Genomic DNA, 19,133 nt, shown 5'->3' on the forward strand with positions numbered 1-19,133 from the left:
ATCAAGGCACGGAACATACTGGCAAAATGCCGTTAATTGCGTGTGTCGCTTTTGCCTGGAGAACGATAAGCCGTGTTCAATGAATCCGATGCCCCGCAGCCGCCAAAGGTGCTGAACACCCCTTTGGAGATTGCGGCCAACTTGCGGCAGCTGCAGGAAAGCCACGACCCCCTGATCATCACCTTCCACGACCGCAGCCAGCGCTTCCAGAGCTACGTGGTGCACGTGGACCGTGAAAGCAATACCCTGGCGCTGGACGAAATGATCCCGCGCGACGGTGAGAAGTTCATCGAGAACGGCGAACACTTCCGCGTCGAAGGCTTCCACGATGGTGTGCGCATCGCCTGGGACTGCAACCACGAGTTGAAGATCAGCGAAGTCGACGGTCACCGCTGCTACCGCGGCGCCATGCCCCTGGAAATGACCTACCACCAGCGCCGCAATGCCTTCCGCGCCGCGCTGAAGCTGTCGCAGCTGGTCGATATCATCCTCGATGGCACCCACCTCAAGGGCAACGGCGCCCTGCGTGGCAAGCTGCTGGACATCTCAGCCACCGGCTGCAAACTGCGGTTCGAGGGCAATGTCGAGGATCGCCTGCAACTGGGCCAGGTGTACGAGCGGTTCAAGGCGGCCAACCCGCTGGGCCTGGTCGATACCATGGTCGAGCTGCGCCACCTGCACTATGAAGAGCGGATCAACACCACCTTTGCCGGCGTGCGCTTCCATAACCTTACCGGGCAGGCGCAGCGCAAGGTCGAGAGCTTTGTCTACCAGCTGCAGCGTGAGGCACGGCGCTTCGACAAAGACGATTATTGAGTGCAGGCCCACTGTGCGGGTGTAGCGCACAGCACCTGGGCGTGGTGCGCTTCCAGGTTACCTATGGCTCCGCGGCTGCTTAGTGTACTTGTACCCAAGCGACCGCCGAGGAGCCCACAATGATCCAAGCCAATTTCACCGCCGAACTCCACTGCCAGCATGGCCAGGTGGGAGTGGTCGACACCCCGCTGTACGTTCACCCCCTATTCTCCCTCGATCAGGATGGCTGGCTATGCACAGAGCACCAGCGCGGGGACAGCCCGAGCTTCAAGCCCATCACTTTCGCGTTCCGTTTCCTGAAGCACCAGGGCGAGCGAACGCACTATGCGATCAACGGCGCCGAGACCTGGGAATATTTTGGTTCGAGCCTGGAGCGCAACCGCAATGGCTGGGTAGGCTTTTATGCGACGCATATCGTTGGCCGGATCATCGGCAACGCCAATCTCGCAGAGGCTTTCTATGAGGCCATAGAGGGCAAAGGGCAATGGAAGATCGAAACGCTCAGCCCCTGGGACGGCCGCCTGGAAACAGCCGAAGAAGTGCCCTTCTACCTGCGTGACCTGAACGGTTACCGGGTGGCGCTGGCCAGGTCCACCTATACCCGGGACAAGGTCAAGCGCCATTACTGGTTCCTCAATGCCAGTACCAAAGAGGGCGAGATACTGGTCTTCAACCTGAAGAACATAAAGCCAGCCTGACTCGCCAGGGGCACCGGACATGACCGGCACCCTTCGAGGGGCAGGCCAACAGGCCGTCAGACCGCAGAGTTGATCTCGGCCTGGGGCTTGCCCTGCTCCTCATTCTGGCGGGGCTCGTCTTCGGTATCCTCCGCCGCCACCGGTGCCTGCATCACCTCCTGTACCGTCTGCTCATCCACCCGTGGGTCCAGCGCCGCCGACAGTGGCGAACCGGCAGCCGGCATCGCAACGTGGCCCAAAGGCGCATCCTGCACCTGGTGCAGCCCGGTGACCGCCTTCGGCCGAATGCGCCACACCAGCACCAGGGCAAAGAACACGAAGAAGGCATACAGCATCTGCGGGCCCAGCACCTTCATCAGCACGCCTGCCGCCAGCGGCCCGATACACGCGCCCACACCGTAGGTCACCAGCAGCATCGCGGTCAGCGACACCCGCCGCTCGCTTTCCACATGGTCGTTGGAAAACGCCACCGCCAGCGGGTACAGGCAGAACTGCAGCAACGAAATCACGAAGCCTATGCCGAACAGCAACTCCAGCGGAACGCTGGGCAGCATCGCCAGTGGCGCCGAGGCCAGCGCAAGCCCCACGGCCACGCTGCGGATCAGCACCGCCCGATCGTAGCGATCAGACAACCAGCCCAGCGGCCACTGCACCAGCAGGCCGGCAAAAATGCAGCTACCCATGAACAGACCGACCTGCTCGGTAGTCATGCCCTGACTGGAGGCATACAAAGGCGCCAGACCATAGAACGAGCCGACGATAAGCCCCGAACCCAGCACCGTGCTGAGCGACTGCGGCACCCGCTTGATGAAGAACTTCGGCTCCATCGGTGCCGGGCGCAACGGTGCGGGGTGAATGCGCCGGGTCATGGCCACCGGCACCAGGCACAGGGTGAAACACATGGCCACCAGCATCAGCAGCTCCAGGCCAAGCTGTGGGTGCACCACCAGGATCAGCTGGCCGAGCACCAGGCCCAGGTAAGAGGCGATCATGTAGCCGCTGAACACCGCGCCGCGGTGCTTCACATCGGCCTGCTCGTTCAGCCAGCTTTCGATGACCATGTACTGGCACATCATCCCCAGGCCGACGATCATCCGCAGCCCGACCCAGGCCGGCAACCAGCTGGTCAAACCATGGCCGAGCACCGCCGCACCGACGATGCCAGCGCAAGTGGCGTAGGCGCGAATGTGCCCTACCCGACCAATCAACCGGTGGCCGACCTTGCCGCCGACCGCCAGGCCAAAGTAGTTGGCCGCCATCAAGGCACCCACCCACAGGCTGTCGACATGATCGGCTGCCAGGCGCAGGGCCAGGTAGGTACTGAGCAGGCCCGAGCCGATCAACATCATCAGCGCGGCGAAATACAACGACTGAAACGGCTTCCAGATATTTCGCATAAGTCCCTTGCGGCTCCCGGGTCAGGTGGCGATGGGTTGCAGACAAGCATAAGGGCAAATGCCAGGGAATGAGTGCGGTGGCGATTAAAATGCTGTTGCCGGGGCGCGTCCGGTGCAGGTCATGTCGCGATCAGGCCTGTACAGCAGGCTGACAGGCACCCTCTTCCGTTGGCTGAAACGCATCCATGTCCCAAGTCGACAGGCAGTGCCTTAGCCTGGGCTACCGCCTCAACAATCATCGGAGACTTACATGATAAGGGCCAATTTCACCGCTACACTTCATAACGTCCACCGTGGCCAGATCGTTGTTGCAGACAACAACGTACACCCAGTGCTTGGCCTGGATGAAGACGGCTGGCTGTGCACGACTGCCGCGCGCAGGAGCGTGCCACGCAGTGCGGATGAATTCCAACGACTTGCATTCCATTTCGAATTCATCGAGCACCGTGAAGACCGCACGCACTACTACATTACCTGCGCAGAACACTGGGCCTATATTGGCGCCAGGCTTGAAAGCAGTTCCAATGGCTGGCTAGGCCTGTATGGTACGCATGTGGCCGGGCGGGTCCGGGATGTGCTCAACGCCCCACATCCGTACAACCTGCTACGTACCCGGCCCTACTGGAAAATCGAAACGCTCCAGCCATGGGACGGCACAGTGGAAAGCGCCGGCTTGGTTCCCTTCTACCTGCGGGACATGAACGGCTACCGTGTTGCGGAGTCGCTCTCGGACAATGTCCCGGTACTTGACCTGGGCCGCCAGTACTACCTCAACGCCGGCGAGCGTACCGGTGACGTGCTCGAATTCTTCCTGCGCGATATTCAGCTGACCTGACCAGCAAGTGCAGTACTCGGACGGCTACTCCCGCAAGGTCATGCCATTGGCCGGCAGCGGCAAGGCCGTCTTGTAGCGCACCTGCTTCAAGGCAAAACTGGAACGGATGTTGGCCACCCCTGGCAACCGCGTCAGGTAATCCAGGAACCGTTCCAGCGCCTGGATGCTGGGCAGCAGTACCCGCAACAGGTAGTCCGGATCGCCGGTCATCAGGTAGCACTCCATCACCTCGGGCCGTTCGGCAATCTCTTCCTCGAATCGATGCAACGACTGCTCGACCTGTTTTTCCAGGCTCACATGGATGAACACGTTCACATCCAGCCCCAACGCCTCGGGTGACAGCAAGGTCACCTGCTGGCGGATCACCCCCAACTCCTCCATGGCCCGAACCCGGTTGAAGCAGGGCGTGGGAGACAGGTTCACCGAGCGGGCCAGTTCGGCGTTGGTGATGCGGGCATTTTCCTGCAGGCTGTTGAGAATGCCGATATCGGTACGATCGAGTTTGCGCATGAGACAAAATCACCGGTTTTTTGTGTTTATGCGGAATGTTTATCTGCCCTGCTCGGCAAAGGCAACCAACTTGAGAGAAAAATTCTCCTGCCGGACCACTAAGATGTAGGGGACGCTGACCTACCAGTCACAAGCCGGTACTCAGCGGCGGCCGCTTCAGAGCTCACAAAAACAAATACCCGAGCGAGCGTAAAAAGCATGAACGAGTACGCCCCCCTGCGTTTGCATGTGCCCGAGCCTACCGGCCGGCCAGGCTGCCAGACCGATTTCTCCTACCTGCGCCTGAACGATGCAGGTCAAGCCCGTAAACCCCCAGTCGATGTCGACGCTGCCGACACCGCCGACCTGTCCTACAGCCTTATCCGCGTGCTCGACGAGCAAGGCGATGCACAAGGCCCGTGGGCCGAAGACATCGACCCGCAGGTTCTCCGCCAGGGCATGCGCGCCATGCTCAAGACGCGGATTTTCGACAGCCGCATGGTGGTCGCCCAGCGCCAGAAGAAGATGTCCTTCTACATGCAGAGCCTGGGTGAAGAAGCCATCGGCAGCGGCCAGGCCCTGGCGCTGAACCGCACCGACATGTGCTTCCCCACCTACCGCCAGCAAAGCATCCTGATGGCCCGCGACGTGTCGCTGGTCGAGATGATCTGCCAGTTGCTGTCCAACGAGCGCGACCCGCTCAAGGGCCGCCAGTTGCCGATCATGTATTCGGTGCGCGAGGCCGGTTTCTTCACCATCAGCGGTAACCTGGCGACCCAGTTCGTGCAGGCGGTCGGCTGGGCCATGGCCTCGGCGATCAAGGGCGATACCAAGATCGCCTCGGCGTGGATCGGCGACGGCGCAACCGCCGAGTCGGACTTCCACACCGCCCTCACCTTTGCCCACGTGTACCGCGCCCCGGTGATCCTCAACGTGGTCAACAACCAGTGGGCGATCTCCACCTTCCAGGCCATCGCCGGTGGCGAGTCGACCACCTTCGCCGGCCGTGGCGTGGGTTGCGGCATTGCCTCGCTGCGGGTCGATGGCAACGACTTCGTCGCCGTGTACGCTGCCTCGCGCTGGGCCGCCGAACGCGCCCGCCGTGGCCTGGGCCCGAGCCTGATCGAGTGGGTCACCTACCGTGCAGGCCCGCACTCGACCTCGGACGACCCGTCCAAGTACCGCCCGGCCGATGACTGGAGCCACTTCCCGCTTGGCGACCCGATCGCCCGCCTGAAGCAGCACCTGATCAAGATCGGCCACTGGTCCGAGGAAGAACACCAGGCCACCACTGCCGAACTGGAAGCCGCGGTGATCGCCGCGCAGAAGGAAGCCGAGCAGTACGGCACGCTGGCCAACGGTCACATCCCGAGTGCAGCCTCGATGTTCGAGGACGTGTACAAGGAAATGCCCGACCACCTGCGCCGTCAACGCCAGGAACTGGGGGTTTGAGATGAACGACCACAACAACAGCATCAACCCGGAAACCGCCATGGCCACCACTACCATGACCATGATCCAGGCCCTGCGCTCGGCCATGGATGTCATGCTCGAGCGCGACGACAATGTGGTGATCTACGGCCAGGACGTCGGTTACTTCGGCGGCGTGTTCCGCTGCACCGAAGGCCTGCAGAACAAGTACGGCAAGTCCCGTGTGTTCGACGCGCCGATCTCCGAGAGCGGCATCGTCGGCACCGCCGTGGGCATGGGTGCCTATGGCCTGCGCCCGGTGGTGGAAATCCAGTTCGCCGACTACTTCTACCCGGCCTCCGACCAGATCGTTTCCGAGATGGCGCGCCTGCGTTACCGCTCGGCCGGCGAGTTCATCGCCCCGTTGACCCTGCGCATGCCCTGCGGTGGCGGGATCTATGGTGGCCAGACCCACAGCCAGAGCCCGGAAGCGATGTTCACCCAGGTGTGCGGCCTGCGCACTGTCATGCCGTCCAACCCGTATGACGCCAAGGGCCTGCTGATCGCCTCGATCGAATGCGATGACCCGGTGATCTTCCTGGAACCCAAGCGCCTGTACAACGGCCCGTTCGACGGCCACCACGACCGCCCTGTCACCCCCTGGTCGAAGCACCCGCAAAGCGCCGTACCCGATGGCTACTACAGCGTGCCGCTGGACAAGGCAGCCATTACCCGCCCCGGCAATGACGTGACCGTGCTGACCTACGGCACCACGGTGTACGTGGCCCAGGTGGCCGCCGAAGAAACCGGCGTCGACGCCGAGGTGATCGACCTGCGCAGCCTGTGGCCGCTGGACCTGGAGACCATCGTCGAGTCGGTGAAAAAGACCGGCCGCTGCGTGGTGGTACACGAAGCTACCCGCACCTGCGGCTTCGGCGCCGAACTGGTGTCGCTGGTACAGGAACACTGCTTCCACCACCTGGAGGCGCCGATCGAGCGCGTCACCGGTTGGGACACCCCCTACCCCCACGCACAGGAATGGGCTTACTTCCCAGGGCCTTCGCGGGTAGGTGCGGCATTGAAAAAGGTCATGGAGGTCTGAATGGGCACGCACGTCATCAAGATGCCTGACATTGGCGAAGGCATCGCGCAGGTCGAGTTGGTCGAGTGGTTCGTCAAGGTCGGCGACATGATCGCCGAAGACCAGGTGGTGGCCGACGTCATGACCGACAAGGCCACCGTGGAAATCCCTTCGCCGGTCAGCGGCAAGGTGCTTGCCCTGGGTGGGCAGCCCGGTGAAGTGATGGCGGTCGGCAGCGAGCTGATCCGCATCGAAGTGGAAGGCAGCGGCAACCATGTGGATGTGCCCACCAAGGATGTGCAAAAGCCCGAACAGGTCGAGGCCCCCGCGGCCCCGGTAGCCGCCAAGCCAGAGCCGCAGAAGGAAGCAAGACCGGCCGCTTGCCAGGCGCCTGTCAACCACGAAGCAGCCCCGATCGTGCCGCGCCAGCCAGGCGACAAGCCGCTGGCCTCGCCGGCGGTGCGCAAGCGTGCCCTGGATGCCGGTATCGAACTGCGTTACGTGCATGGCAGCGGCCCGGCCGGGCGCATCCTGCACGAAGACCTCGACGCCTTCATGAGCAAGCCGCACAGCGCTGGCGGGCAAGCGCCGAGCGGCTATGCCAAGCGCACCGACAGCGAGCAGGTACCGGTGATAGGCCTGCGCCGCAAGATCGCCCAGCGCATGCAGGACGCCAAGCGCCGCGTCGCGCACTTCAGCTATGTGGAAGAAATCGACGTCACCGCCCTGGAAGCCTTGCGCCAGCAGCTCAACAGCAAGCACGGCGACAGCCGCGGCAAGCTGACCCTGCTGCCGTTCCTGGTGCGCGCCCTGGTCGTGGCACTGCGCGACTTCCCGCAGATCAACGCCACCTATGACGACGAAGCCCAGGTCATCACCCGCCATGGCGCGGTGCATGTGGGCATCGCCACCCAGGGTGACAACGGCCTGATGGTACCGGTACTGCGCCATGCCGAAGCTGGCAGCCTGTGGAGCAATGCCGGCGAGATCTCGCGCCTGGCCAACGCTGCTCGCAACAACAAGGCAAGCCGCGATGAGCTGTCCGGTTCGACCATCACCCTGACCAGCCTGGGCGCACTGGGAGGCATCGTCAGCACGCCGGTGGTCAACACCCCGGAAGTGGCGATCGTCGGCGTCAACCGCATGGTCGAGCGGCCTGTGGTGATCGACGGCCAGATCGTCGTGCGCAAGATGATGAACCTGTCCAGCTCGTTCGACCACCGCGTGGTCGATGGCATGGACGCCGCGCTGTTCATCCAGGCCGTGCGCGGCCTGCTCGAACAACCCGCCTGCCTGTTCGTGGAGTGAGCATGCAACAGACTATCCAGACTACCCTGTTGATCATCGGCGGTGGCCCTGGCGGCTACGTGGCTGCCATCCGCGCCGGGCAACTGGGCATCCCCACCGTGCTGGTGGAAGGCCAGGCACTGGGCGGTACCTGCCTGAACATCGGCTGCATCCCGTCCAAGGCGCTGATCCACGTGGCCGAGCAGTTCCACCAGACCTCGCGCTTTGCCGGCCCGTCGGAGCTGGGCATCAGTGTCGCCTCGCCGCGCCTGGACATCGGCCAGAGCGTGGCCTGGAAGGACGGCATCGTCGACCGCCTGACCACCGGCGTCGCAGCCCTGCTGAAAAAGCACGGAGTCAAGGTGATCCATGGCTGGGCGAAGGTGCTCGACGGCAAGCAGGTCGAGGTCGATGGCCAGCGTATCCAGTGCGAGCACCTGTTGCTGGCCACTGGCTCCAGCAGCATCGAACTGCCAATGCTGCCGCTGGGCGGGCCGATCATTTCCTCGACCGAAGCCCTGGCGCCGAAAACCCTGCCGCAGCACCTGGTAGTGGTGGGCGGCGGCTACATCGGCCTCGAGCTCGGCATCGCCTACCGCAAGCTGGGCGCCCGGGTCAGCGTGGTGGAGGCGCGCGAGCGCATCCTGCCAACCTACGACAGCGAGCTGACCGCCCCGGTGGCCGAATCGCTGAAGAAGCTGGGCATCACCCTGCACCTGGGGCATAGCGTCGAAGGTTACGAAGGCGGCTGCCTGCTGGCCCGTGATGGCCAGGGCGGCCAACTGCGCCTGGAAGCCGACCAGGTGCTGGTGGCCGTGGGCCGCCGGCCACGCACGCAAGGTTTCAACCTGGAGTGCCTGGACCTGAAGATGAACGGCGCCGCCGTCGCCATCGACGAGCGCTGCCAGACCAGCATGCGCAACGTCTGGGCCATCGGCGACGTGGCCGGCGAACCGATGCTGGCGCACCGGGCCATGGCCCAGGGCGAGATGGTCGCCGAGATCATCGCCGGCAAGGCGCGCCGTTTCGAACCCAGCGCGATCGCCGCGGTGTGTTTCACCGACCCGGAAGTGGTGGTGGTCGGCAAGACCCCGGAGCAAGCCAGCCAGCAAGGGCTGGACTGCATCGTCGCGCAGTTCCCGTTCGCCGCCAATGGCCGGGCCATGAGCCTGGAATCGAAAAGCGGTTTCGTGCGGGTGGTGGCGCGCCGTGACAACCACCTGATCCTGGGTTGGCAGGCGGTTGGCGTGGCGGTTTCCGAGTTGTCGACGGCGTTTGCCCAGTCGCTGGAAATGGGCGCGTGCCTGGAAGATGTGGCCGGCACCATTCATGCCCACCCGACACTGGGTGAGGCGGTACAGGAAGCGGCGCTGCGCGCGCTGGGCCACGCCCTGCATATCTGACACTGAAGCGGCCGAGGCCGATTTGGCCCGCAGCGCCCCTGGCGTTGCGGGTCTTTTTTCAGGGGCGAGTCAGTGCCGGCCTCTTCGCGGGTAAACCCGCTCCCACAGGGACATCACTGCCCGTGAGAGCAGTGGCGCACCTGTGGGAGCGGGTTTACCCGCGAAGAGGCCGGCACAGGCTACTCGGCAATGGCGTTCTTGCCGCTCCCCTTGGCCCGGTACAGCGCCTTGTCGGCACGCGCCAGCAGTGCATGCTGGTCCTCCCCTTCCTCCCGTTGCACCACACCGTAGCTCATGGTCAGCCGGCAATCGCCCACCGGCTCTATCTGCGCCATCGCCTGGCGCAAGCGTGCAGCCACCTCCAGTGCCTCGCCCAGCGACTCCTGCGGCAATACGATGACGAACTCGTCCCCACCCCAGCGCGCCAGCAGGTCCTGCTCCCGCAGGCAGGCACGCAGGACGTCGACCACCCGCAACAGCGCCGCATCGCCATGGGCATGGCCATAGCGGTCATTGATCGGTTTGAAGTCATCCAGGTCCATGGCTATCAGCGACAACGGCTGGCGAAAGCGCTGGGCACGCTCGCACTCCAGTTGTAACGCCTTCTCCAGCCGATAGCGATTGGCAATGCGGGTCAACGCATCACGCTCGGCCAGCTCGCGGTTTTCGTCCAGCTGCCGCTGCAACTGCTGGTTCACCCAGGACAGCTCGCGAGTGCGTTCGGCCACCTGGCTTTCCAGCGACTGGTTCCTCTGCTGCAGTTGCGCCACCAGGCGCTTGTTGGCGTCAATGTTGCGGTGGGCACCAAGCATGCGCGCCACCGAGCCGTCCTCGTTATGGGCGATGATGTAACCGCTGTCTTCTATCCACAGATAGCTGCCATCCTGGCAACGGCAGCGGTATTCGACCAGATAGTGCTCGTTACGCTGGTTGATGTACGCCTCGAAATGCGCCATCACCCGTGGGTAGTCCTCCGGGTGGATCACGCTTTCCCAGGTGAGCACCGAGTTGGCCATGGAGTGGCTGGGGTAGCCAAGCATGGCGTACCAGCCCGGGTTGCGATAGACGTAGCCGGTATTGGCATTCCAGTCCCAGATACCATCGCTGATAAGATCGAACAACGTACGCAACTGCTGCTCACTGAAGCCGGCAGGTACCGGCCGGGTTTCCTGACTCATTGACGCTCTCCCTGACGGCTGGCGCACCCGAACAGAATAGCCCCGACGCCCTGTTTTTGCGGCGCTGTGAAAGCAGGCATGGATCGAGGACGCTCAAGCCAGATGCAACAGCGCCTCCTCCACCGCGGCAACCACCTGGTTGCCCTTGGCACCCGGCAGCCGCCATGCGGCGATGGTCACACCCAGTGGCACAGCGCGGTCGATGGGGGCGACCAGTTCACCGCTGTCCAGATAGCGCTGCACCAGGCTTTTGCGCCCTATCAGCACCCCGGCGGCCAGCAAGGCTTGCTGCAGGGCGATCGAGTACAGGGAAAAACCCGGCCCACGGGCAACGAACTTGTGCCCGGGCATCACCGCCCCCGTCCACACCGCCCAGTCGTTCCAGCCCACGTCAGCGATGCAACGGGCGTCGGCAAGGTCCTCGGGCTTGGTGATGCTGGTGGCCAGGGCCGGCACGCACACGGGCAGGATTTCTTCCGTGGCTATCCTGCGTTGCCAGCGCTCGGGCTTTTCGGTGTAGAACAGGCACAGGTCGAACGGGCTGCGCTTCAGGTTGGGCGGCTCATCCACCGCAGTCACCGAGATCTCGATGGGTGCCAGCAAGCGGGTCAGTTCCGGCAGGCGTGGCCCGATCCACAACTGCGCCAGAGCAGGCGATGTGACGATATGCACCCGCTGCGGTGCCGCCAGGCGGCGCAGTGCGCGCGCAGCGGCTTCCACGGCGTCGAATGCCTCGGTGAACTGGCCTTTCACGCTTTCGCCCAAGGGCGTCAGCCGTACGCCTTTGGCATGGCGCTCGAACAAGGCCGCGCCGTATTCGTTCTCCAGGGTCTTGACCAGGGCGGCGATGGCCCCCGGTGTCACCTTCAGTTCGAGTGCGGCACGGGCAAAACCGCCCAGGCGGGCTGACGCTTCGAAGGCACGCAAGGCATTGAGCTGCAGCGAGTGCCGGGTAGGGGTGTCGAGGTACACGGTTTCAGGCCTATTTTTTTTAGGCCTACTATTTCAGAAATCTGACGTTGTGGCCAACTGTCGCGCGCATTAACGTGGACGTGCCGCCCTTGTACCGCCTGCACACTTTCAAGGATTTCAAATGCCGTATCCAAGCGCGCCCCAAGCGTTCAGGCAAGGTGCCCACAGCGCCCTGCCATTGACCTCCGGCATAGTGCCCTTCGGCCTGATCACCGGGGTCACGGCGATCGGCATGGGCCTGTCGCCAACCGATGCCATCGGCATGACCTTGCTGTTCTACTCCGGTTCGGCGCAGATGGTGGTGATGCAGTTGATGCAAAGCGCCGCCCTGCCGGTGACCATGGTAGTCACCGCGCTGGTGATCAACCTGCGCTTCCTGATGTACAGCGCCAGCCTGGCCCCGCACCTGGGCCAGTTGCCCCGCCGCCGCAAGTGGCCGATGGCGTACATGCTGTCGGACCAGTCCTTCGCCCTGTGCATGCTGAAGATGGGCACGGGCGGGCTGGGACAGTATGCCTACCCCTACTATGCCGGTACGGCAATCACCATGTTCTTTGGCTGGAACCTCTCGGTGCTGGCGGGCATGTACCTGGGCGCGAGCATTCCTGAAGACTGGTCGCTCGGCTTTGCCATTCCCTTGTCGTTCCTGGCCCTGTTGATACCCGGCATTCGCAATGCAGCCACGCTTGGCGCAGCGCTGACCGGCGGTGTGCTCGCCGTACTGGCCGTCGACCTGCCCTACAACCTCGGCCTGCTGGCTGGCGCGCTGGGCGGCATCATCGCCGGGCTGGCCATCGAGAACTGGCAAAAACAGCAAACTGCGGCAGAAGCCAATACCGAGCAGGAAGCATCATGAGCGAAACGACCCAGTGGATGACCTTCATTCTGATCGGCCTGGGCACCTTCGCCATCCGCCTGTCGTTCATCGAGTTGCACACGGTGTTGCGCATCCCCCCACTGTTTCGCCGCGCCCTGGCGTATGTGCCAGCCAGCGTGTTGGCCGCATTGGTACTGCCGGCCGTGGTATTCCCGGACCGGCAGGCGGGGTTCGACTGGATGAACCCACAGATACCAGCGGCGATACTTGCCGCGCTGGTGGCGTGGCGTACGCGCAGCACGATGCTGACGCTGATTGTAGGCATGGGAGTGCTGTGGGCCTTGAAGCATCTGGGGATGTAGGAATACGCAGCTTCAAGGCTTCCCGATTTCGCGTCACCAACACCGGGTGAACGCGGTAAGGGAACGAAAGGAAATGGCGTCCCAGGCAGGAATTGAACCATTATCTGGGGTACCTACGTCGCCCAGCAGCATTACCTAAAGCTTTATGTTATTGATTTAATGATGAAATCTCCATAAAAAAAAGCCCGCCGTCAATAGGAGTTCAGACTCCTATTGACTAGCCTGATTGGCCGCGCTTGGGAGCCTCGCGACTCAAAAACCCACCCATCGGCTTGGGCTTAAATCGGGCTTTACGATCACTCCGTTTCCCGCCTCACATGGCGGCTTCAAAGCATACGGATCATCTGAGCGTCGTGGGGCCAGGCATATCTTTGTCAATCTGTGTGGGCCTCAAGCATTCCGAGCCCCACGAACATGACCGTTCGTCGCGAAGCCAGTCTAGCCAATAGCAACTCTTTATTGTGTCGCAAACTCCATCTAGCCCTACTGGAATATATATATAGTCAAATTAAGCCAAGCCAAGGAAGCTTAAAAAGCTTAAAAAACATGACGTTACGACGCATCAAAAACATATAAAAACATAATAACAAGAAAGCTCGAATAAAATCAGCCACTTACAAAAAACCAATATTGAGAAATTGACAATATAAAAAGATAATACAACCAAAAAGAAAGCCACCAAACTTATTTATATACATAAAATCCACCACTTGACAGCATCAACTCGTCTTATCTAAGGTGCTAAGAGAAATCTAACATAGTCTATGACATCGCCACAGGAAACTGGCGAGTGCATGCTCGTGGGAGATGGAAATGTTGGTTAACTTCTTTTACACGACATCAATCCACCTCGGAAAACGGTACCATGTTCTCCGCAGTTCCGATCAAGATAATTTCGGAAAAGAGTTTACTCCACTTTCGATTCATCTCCGAGATTTGATTGAATCAGGCAGCCACCAGCAAAGCGTAAGAAAGTCCGGCCCTTGCGTCGCCAACTTCATCGACTACTTTCACATCGCATCCAAATACATCACACCAACAAAGTCCGCTATAAATACCGTCTTTCGCGAGTATCACTCTTACCTGACAGCAGGTGAGGACAGCTTCTCCGAGACCGTCCGAAAGGTCTGCGAGACCAAGCCCTCCCCTAAAGTTGAGAACTCCTCGTCATTCAACTATCACATGCAGATCATACCGTTTTTGAAAGACCTGAAAAATATTTATCAAACTTATGAAGAATATATTGAGAACGGCCTAACTGCAGACCAGCCTGAAACATCTCAGCTCATTGATAGCTTGATGAAAATCACTCCTTCCATGAGCAAGATCAGCAAGTACGAAAAAGCAGCCATGGCGCATCATATTACTCCAATGACTGCCGGGTCATGCAAAAAACAACGTAGAGCCAGCTATACAGGCCATATTCCCTACGAGGAAAGTTTCGCCAAAACCATCGAAGAGCATCAATTCTTCCCATTAGATCGAATAACAGACCTGATTAATAATGCGAGCAGTTTTCGCAATGCCTGCCTGTACGCCTTAATAGCGGCTACTAACGCTCGAGACTCAGAGGCTGATCAGATCCTCTGGCAGGATATAAATTTTTCAACACGAGAAGTGCTCCTAAGAAACCCGAACACCCGAAGCCACCCAAGTGAGGCCTATCGCGGGATAAGCGAGATTGATAGGAATAGGCTTGAGTGGAAAGGCCGAGGCACGGAGCTGACAGTATTACTAGAGCCGTATGGGACGCTTTTCTTCAAAAAGCTGGAAGACTACCTCCGATATGAATACAAACCGAGCTGCGGCCATAACTTCGTCTTTCATGATAAGTATGGGAAACCGCTCTTTCTCTGTGACTACTCCACCGTCATCCTCCATCAGTTCAAGCAGGCCGCCGCCAAAGCACTTTCAGACCAACCACACTTAGCTAGAAGACTTGGTTTGCATAGCCTTCGTCATAGCAACATTTATTTTTTTAAAAACTACCTTGAGCACAGCCAAGGACAAGGTCTGAGTGACAGTGAACTGATACTACTCACAGGCCATAGCGATATTCGAAGCTTGCAAAAATATGCCAAAGCAGACCGAGAAATGTTGCTGGAAAAAATCTTTCTTGCAAATCACATGCGAAAAAACGGCAATATAAAATCAAGCATCGAGTTCCAGGTAAAATATTTAGAAGAAAGGCTCGAAATTTTCAAGAACGAGCTAAAAAAACAGAGAAAAACCGAGGATTCAATATGATAAATCTTACGAAGAAAGTCATACTCCTCATGAACAGCGAGAATCTGATTAGCCATACAAAAGCAGCAATTGAACTTATCATCAAAATATTCGCCACAAACAATAAAAATTTTCACACAGCGCTAAATAAATTCCGCGCAATATGCTACCTCCAAGACATTAACACCATTGAAAAATTTTTAAACGATTGCTTTGAATATGTGGCCAACGACAGCACAAAGAACCATCACACATACACAAGGATTGAGCGATCATATTTCTCATCGCTGACAAAGACCGATGTAGACCCAACAAAAACGATTATTAAACTTACACTTGTTTACCTGCACAAAACAAGCTCGCTTTTACTGCCTCAAAATTTTACTCGCCCCATTGGCTCAATAACGTTACTGCCTGAGTCCCAAAAATTATTTTATGCTGAGACCATTCATCCATTTTTAGATTTGGAAACAAACTCTAGCCACAACCCGGGGGATGGGAAGAGAATTTATACAGAAACCCAAAGAGTCTGGCAGACCGGCATTAAAGTTCTTCTTATATCATCATCATTGCGCCCCGAAGACATAAGCGTAACCGATGTACAAGAGTTACGAGTCGCACAAATTAGAGGCAAGAGAAACATAATAATACCAATCCCCACAACACAGATATTCAAAGTCATATGCAGCAGATTCCCCTCTCGCGTTCCGCAGGAACTAAAAAATTGGGTTGAACAATCACTCAATTTAAAAAACTCCATTAGCGTGATGTATGGGACGTGTGAAGAACTATTGACTGACACACTGAAGAGGTATAGCTCGCCGCTGGATATCACCCTACAACTTGCAAAATCCCGAAAGCACGGAGTTAGTAGCTTTTCAAATGAAAACCTACATTACTACCAAGCAGATGTTCATATCCATCAGGGATGGGAGATGTTCAAAACAGCCATGAGAACTTGGCTCGCCGCAGAGCAGGCTTATTTAAACTACAAGAAACTTGAAAAACCAAGAAAAATGCGTTCGACATTTGGAAAGCTTAACCTCTACTTGTTTATTTATCTGCCACTCTGGGTATTACAGAACCCACTCTCTAAATTTAAATACCCCGACACCCCAGAAAAATTTACTAGCAGCGTGCATTACGATTGCCAATCCGACCTCACCGAGGACAGGCCTTTATCCCTCTGTGAGCTATTTCGCATAATGGGATACTCTGAAAGCTATGGAAGTCAAACGGACTTCCGAAGCTTCTTCAGCTACTTGATGGAGCTTGGAGACGATCTTGAAGGTTGCACTGGAGTCAAACAACCTGTTCGAAAACTTCCAGCCAGCAAGAAATACACCAATGTAACCAAAAACGTTTTCACTGGCGAACAACTTCGTCAGTTCATTGCATACCACAACTCAATTAACGCAGCCTCCGACTATTTCTCCGAACATTCAAACCAAATAAAGGCAGTAGTCGACGAAGCCAGAAAAAACAACACCTTTGTAGACACCAATGACCTAGGGTTTATTCCAGTCATGTATCATGATGGAAAATGCAGCCCCATACGACGACTGCATCCGGATACTTTCTTTTTCGTAGAACACGATTACCACTTCCACTACCATCCCGGTTCAATCCGTTTCAGCTTATTCATGCTAGAGTGCGGCGTAAGAGGGCAAACATTGCAATGGCTGGATGCTAATACATACGACCGAGTATCACACCGCCTGTCAAAAGACTCTTTGCAACTCACGAGCCTATGGCTAAACACCGACAAAATCCACAAGATGCCGCTGATTATTTTGACGACAATGGGCAATCTTATGCTTCTTGACGATCAGCGCCGTTGGCGTCAATACATGATTGACGACATCAACGTAAGCGGCTTCACTAAAAAGGTGTACTATGACCATGAGCCTAAATCTCACTGGGGCAAAATTCTTCCACTTTTTGTGGCCAACCCCGTTACCGGCGACCCCTTCACTGATGGGCAATACACCACCCTTTGGAACTCTCACTGCCTTAATTTTCAAATTTGGCTCAAGGAAAACACACAAGAAACAAAGCCTATCATCGGCTACCTTCCTCTTAAAAAAACGCCAAAAAACTCATATTTTACTTGGGAAGAGTGGGCAAACGGAATCAACCCCTCGAATGTGTTAGTCATAGAGGGCTCAGATGCTAATCATATCTACCAGGGCGATTATTGCCCCATAGCTCTCCGTGCGTTCGCAACTCCTCACGCCGCACGAGCATCTTTCATAACCGACATGTCTACCAATCTGCCTCCAGAGGCAGTTTCGCTACTGACGGGGCAAAGCCTCAGCACCATTATCAGATATAACAAAGGGCATCACCTGCTTATAAATAAACTACAGGGCGCATTCAATAACAAAGATGCCTCATGGTATCTGACAAATCTTTTCAACCCATCATTTTCGATGATGGATGCAAGAGACAATCTTGAAGAAGCAGTACGGCAAGGCCATCTTCCGACGGCTGTAGAGAAGCTTGGGCTGAACTCTTTCCCAACCTCTTCAAGCCCTCGCGAAATGACAGGCTTAAAACTCATTGCGACTGATAGGTCTCTACGCCTGGGAGCTTGCTACACACACATTTGCCCATACAACTTCATCTGCCCGGAGTCTATATTAATCAAGTTCGGAGGGCAGAAGAGATGCTCTCAATGCCCTTTCGCAGTTTTTTCGACTCATAACCTACCGGCAATCGAAGCTCACCGCCAAAAAGTGGCCGAGGACTACCTCAGCACCGTTGAGGTCGTTGTACAACACAGCGCCAGTAAAGAGGTTTCTACTGCAGAAGTCAGCCGCCTTCAGGAAGAGATCAAGAGCGCAGCCAAAGATGTGATGAGCTGGATGTGGGTAGAAGAGTTCTTGTGGGCTAAAATTGAAATGCAGCAGCACGAAGATGAAGACTCACTAGATAGAGACTTAGTGGTTACTGACGGCGAAGCCGTCCTCAATCAATTATCACGTTCAGAGTACAAACTAGACTCGGTTGAAGGCTTCCTCTCACGACTTAATAGCGCCTGCACGCATCCAGAGTCTCTCTCCCGGAGCTTCGAATACAAGATAGACCGTGCAACTCGCTTACTGATGATTAACGATGGCAAAACCCTGGAGGCCGCTACGATGTCCTCCAGCTTTCCCAGCGCGGTAAAACTGGCAGGCATGCTTCGCTCCACTCTTGAATTCAAAGATATCGACCTTGATCAATTTGTTCGTTTGATCAACCTAGAGGACAAGCAATGGACACAGGCATTGCTGTCATACCGCCCCTCTAAAAATTCAGGAAACGAGACGTGACGGCGTAGCACCTAAGGGGTGAAACAATGGACTCAAGTAACTGCTATAGATGGCAGCAGGATCGCATTCAAAACCGCCTGGAAATTATCGAAACCGCATTACGCGAGCTCGATGAGCGGAAGGCAAATTTCAAATTTATTACATATCTAGCTAAGCATCTAGCGGAAGCGATTTCATCCGCCGAACGTAAAGCGCTTTTGGATATCAAGAATCTTGGCATAAAGGTTTCTACGAAGAAAACGTGCAGGGCTAGCACCCTTCTCAAGAGTAACACCTATCGTCCACGTCTTGATATGTGGTTCTTGAGGAATGGTGGTAATAACATCAAGGAGAGCGCTGAGCTAACCGAGTTGCGGTTCAAATTATTAAAGCTCAGCAACGAACACGCGATTGTGAAGGACGACCTTCGGATGCTTCAGGAACTCCATGGGCGCAAGGTTGATACTTATCAAATAACTACAGACCGCAACGATGGAATGACTATTGCCCAGATGGTTATCGAGCACTTTTACGAGTTTTGTGAAATACATGAGGGAGCACTGGTAGAGCCATCACCAGGCCGCCCAACAATCGTTCCTAGCCATTTATTCGCTGCATACTTGAAGTGGAGGAACAGCTTGTATTAATGGATATTTAGAATGGATAATCACCTTCATACCGATCACTACCTGCCTCATCCAGACCGAACTCATCTATCCTTCTGATTGCTCAATCCATTAATGGGCCAGACATGTCTTCAAGCACCTCCTCCCTGCGCTCCCGCAAGGTACGGACAGCCCTTTGACCCCATACTGCACCATCACCAATGCCCTCAGATGGGAGCTCGACAGCTTACCCACACGTAA

16 protein-coding genes are annotated in these 19,133 nt (G+C 57.3%); 12 read left to right on the forward strand and 4 right to left on the reverse strand.

Annotated features, from left to right (window positions below; genetic code table 11):
- The first annotated feature begins 72 nt into the window (after positions 1-72).
- Together ACK56M_RS20870 and ACK56M_RS20875 are read left to right on the forward strand one after the other, a co-directional pair.
- Positions 73-816, forward strand: coding sequence for a flagellar brake protein (locus ACK56M_RS20870; protein WP_015271249.1), 744 nt, complete (start codon positions 73-75; stop codon positions 814-816).
- Positions 817-935: 119 nt separating this feature from the next.
- Entirely contained in the window at positions 936-1,514 is a 579-nt protein-coding gene (locus tag ACK56M_RS20875; protein WP_015271250.1) for a hypothetical protein, read from the forward strand.
- A 56-nt stretch (positions 1,515-1,570) separates the two neighbouring features.
- Here the strand turns inward: ACK56M_RS20875 and ACK56M_RS20880 are convergent, their stop codons facing one another.
- Positions 1,571-2,911 carry an MFS transporter gene (locus ACK56M_RS20880; protein ID WP_015271251.1) on the reverse strand — a complete coding sequence of 447 codons (1,341 nt, stop codon included), beginning with the start codon at positions 2,909-2,911 and terminating at the stop codon, positions 1,571-1,573.
- 250 nt (positions 2,912-3,161) lie between these two features.
- Between ACK56M_RS20880 and ACK56M_RS20885 the strand changes: the two genes are divergently transcribed.
- Entirely contained in the window at positions 3,162-3,746 is a 585-nt protein-coding gene (locus ACK56M_RS20885; protein ID WP_102059496.1) for a hypothetical protein, read from the forward strand.
- Positions 3,747-3,770: 24 nt separating this feature from the next.
- Here ACK56M_RS20885 and bkdR read toward each other — a convergent pair whose 3' ends face one another.
- Positions 3,771-4,256, reverse strand: a complete 486-nt coding sequence (gene bkdR / locus ACK56M_RS20890; RefSeq protein WP_012273540.1) for a Bkd operon transcriptional regulator BkdR — start codon at positions 4,254-4,256, stop codon at positions 3,771-3,773.
- Positions 4,257-4,454: 198 nt separating this feature from the next.
- Between bkdR and ACK56M_RS20895 the strand changes: the two genes are divergently transcribed.
- From ACK56M_RS20895 to lpdA, 4 genes are read left to right on the forward strand one after another with little or no spacing between them, the layout of a single operon-like run.
- Positions 4,455-5,687 (forward strand): 3-methyl-2-oxobutanoate dehydrogenase (2-methylpropanoyl-transferring) subunit alpha, encoded by a 1,233-nt coding sequence (locus tag ACK56M_RS20895; RefSeq protein ID WP_013973636.1) that lies wholly within the window; start codon positions 4,455-4,457, stop codon positions 5,685-5,687.
- A 1-nt stretch (position 5,688) separates the two neighbouring features.
- Complete coding sequence (locus ACK56M_RS20900) at positions 5,689-6,747, forward strand: alpha-ketoacid dehydrogenase subunit beta (protein WP_015271253.1); 1,059 nt, start codon at positions 5,689-5,691, stop codon at positions 6,745-6,747.
- Positions 6,748-8,034 (forward strand): dihydrolipoamide acetyltransferase family protein, encoded by a 1,287-nt coding sequence (locus tag ACK56M_RS20905; protein WP_015271254.1) that lies wholly within the window; start codon positions 6,748-6,750, stop codon positions 8,032-8,034.
- A 2-nt stretch (positions 8,035-8,036) separates the two neighbouring features.
- On the forward strand, positions 8,037-9,416 hold the full coding sequence (gene lpdA / locus ACK56M_RS20910) for a dihydrolipoyl dehydrogenase (RefSeq protein ID WP_061304395.1): 1,380 nt from the start codon (positions 8,037-8,039) through the stop codon (positions 9,414-9,416).
- A gap of 179 nt (positions 9,417-9,595) precedes the next feature.
- On the opposite strand, the gene ACK56M_RS20915 is transcribed toward lpdA, so the two are convergent.
- Entirely contained in the window at positions 9,596-10,594 is a 999-nt protein-coding gene (locus tag ACK56M_RS20915; RefSeq protein ID WP_085721193.1) for a diguanylate cyclase, read from the reverse strand.
- 93 nt (positions 10,595-10,687) lie between these two features.
- Positions 10,688-11,566, reverse strand: coding sequence for a LysR family transcriptional regulator (locus ACK56M_RS20920; RefSeq protein ID WP_015271257.1), 879 nt, complete (start codon positions 11,564-11,566; stop codon positions 10,688-10,690).
- A 121-nt stretch (positions 11,567-11,687) separates the two neighbouring features.
- Between ACK56M_RS20920 and ACK56M_RS20925 the strand changes: the two genes are divergently transcribed.
- From ACK56M_RS20925 to ACK56M_RS20945, 5 genes are all read left to right on the forward strand, one after another.
- Positions 11,688-12,422, forward strand: coding sequence for an AzlC family ABC transporter permease (locus tag ACK56M_RS20925; protein ID WP_015271258.1), 735 nt, complete (start codon positions 11,688-11,690; stop codon positions 12,420-12,422).
- The gene (locus ACK56M_RS20930) at positions 12,419-12,745 is read left to right on the forward strand and encodes an AzlD domain-containing protein (RefSeq protein ID WP_015271259.1); all 327 of its coding nucleotides are present in this window, start codon (positions 12,419-12,421) and stop codon (positions 12,743-12,745) included. The genes ACK56M_RS20925 and ACK56M_RS20930 overlap by 4 nt, the downstream gene beginning before the upstream one ends.
- Before the next feature lie 813 nt (positions 12,746-13,558).
- Positions 13,559-14,992 carry a tyrosine-type recombinase/integrase gene (locus ACK56M_RS20935; protein ID WP_411958967.1) on the forward strand — a complete coding sequence of 478 codons (1,434 nt, stop codon included), beginning with the start codon at positions 13,559-13,561 and terminating at the stop codon, positions 14,990-14,992.
- Positions 14,993-15,021: 29 nt separating this feature from the next.
- On the forward strand, positions 15,022-18,288 hold the full coding sequence (locus tag ACK56M_RS20940; protein ID WP_411958968.1) for a hypothetical protein: 3,267 nt from the start codon (positions 15,022-15,024) through the stop codon (positions 18,286-18,288).
- Between the two features lie 26 nt (positions 18,289-18,314).
- Positions 18,315-18,914 (forward strand): hypothetical protein, encoded by a 600-nt coding sequence (locus tag ACK56M_RS20945; protein ID WP_411958969.1) that lies wholly within the window; start codon positions 18,315-18,317, stop codon positions 18,912-18,914.
- The last annotated feature ends 219 nt before the right edge of the window (positions 18,915-19,133 follow it).

Source organism: Pseudomonas sp. s4, from assembly GCF_046764235.1.
Taxonomy (GTDB): Bacteria; Pseudomonadota; Gammaproteobacteria; order Pseudomonadales; family Pseudomonadaceae; genus Aquipseudomonas; species Aquipseudomonas asiatica.

Bases quoted from the DNA above. Each gene is read 5' to 3' on its own strand.
- ACK56M_RS20875 (WP_015271250.1), top strand. From the start codon at position 936: ATGATCCAAGCCAATTTCACCGCCGAACTCCACTGCCAGCATGGCCAG.
- ACK56M_RS20880 (WP_015271251.1), bottom strand. From the start codon at position 2,911: ATGCGAAATATCTGGAAGCCGTTTCAGTCGTTGTATTTCGCCGCGCTG.
- ACK56M_RS20885 (WP_102059496.1), top strand. From the start codon at position 3,162: ATGATAAGGGCCAATTTCACCGCTACACTTCATAACGTCCACCGTGGC.
- bkdR (WP_012273540.1), bottom strand. From the start codon at position 4,256: ATGCGCAAACTCGATCGTACCGATATCGGCATTCTCAACAGCCTGCAG.
- ACK56M_RS20895 (WP_013973636.1), top strand. From the start codon at position 4,455: ATGAACGAGTACGCCCCCCTGCGTTTGCATGTGCCCGAGCCTACCGGC.
- ACK56M_RS20900 (WP_015271253.1), top strand. From the start codon at position 5,689: ATGAACGACCACAACAACAGCATCAACCCGGAAACCGCCATGGCCACC.
- ACK56M_RS20905 (WP_015271254.1), top strand. From the start codon at position 6,748: ATGGGCACGCACGTCATCAAGATGCCTGACATTGGCGAAGGCATCGCG.
- lpdA (WP_061304395.1), top strand. From the start codon at position 8,037: ATGCAACAGACTATCCAGACTACCCTGTTGATCATCGGCGGTGGCCCT.
- ACK56M_RS20915 (WP_085721193.1), bottom strand. From the start codon at position 10,594: ATGAGTCAGGAAACCCGGCCGGTACCTGCCGGCTTCAGTGAGCAGCAG.
- ACK56M_RS20925 (WP_015271258.1), top strand. From the start codon at position 11,688: ATGCCGTATCCAAGCGCGCCCCAAGCGTTCAGGCAAGGTGCCCACAGC.
- ACK56M_RS20930 (WP_015271259.1), top strand. From the start codon at position 12,419: ATGAGCGAAACGACCCAGTGGATGACCTTCATTCTGATCGGCCTGGGC.
- ACK56M_RS20935 (WP_411958967.1), top strand. From the start codon at position 13,559: ATGTTGGTTAACTTCTTTTACACGACATCAATCCACCTCGGAAAACGG.
- ACK56M_RS20940 (WP_411958968.1), top strand. From the start codon at position 15,022: ATGAACAGCGAGAATCTGATTAGCCATACAAAAGCAGCAATTGAACTT.
- ACK56M_RS20945 (WP_411958969.1), top strand. From the start codon at position 18,315: ATGGACTCAAGTAACTGCTATAGATGGCAGCAGGATCGCATTCAAAAC.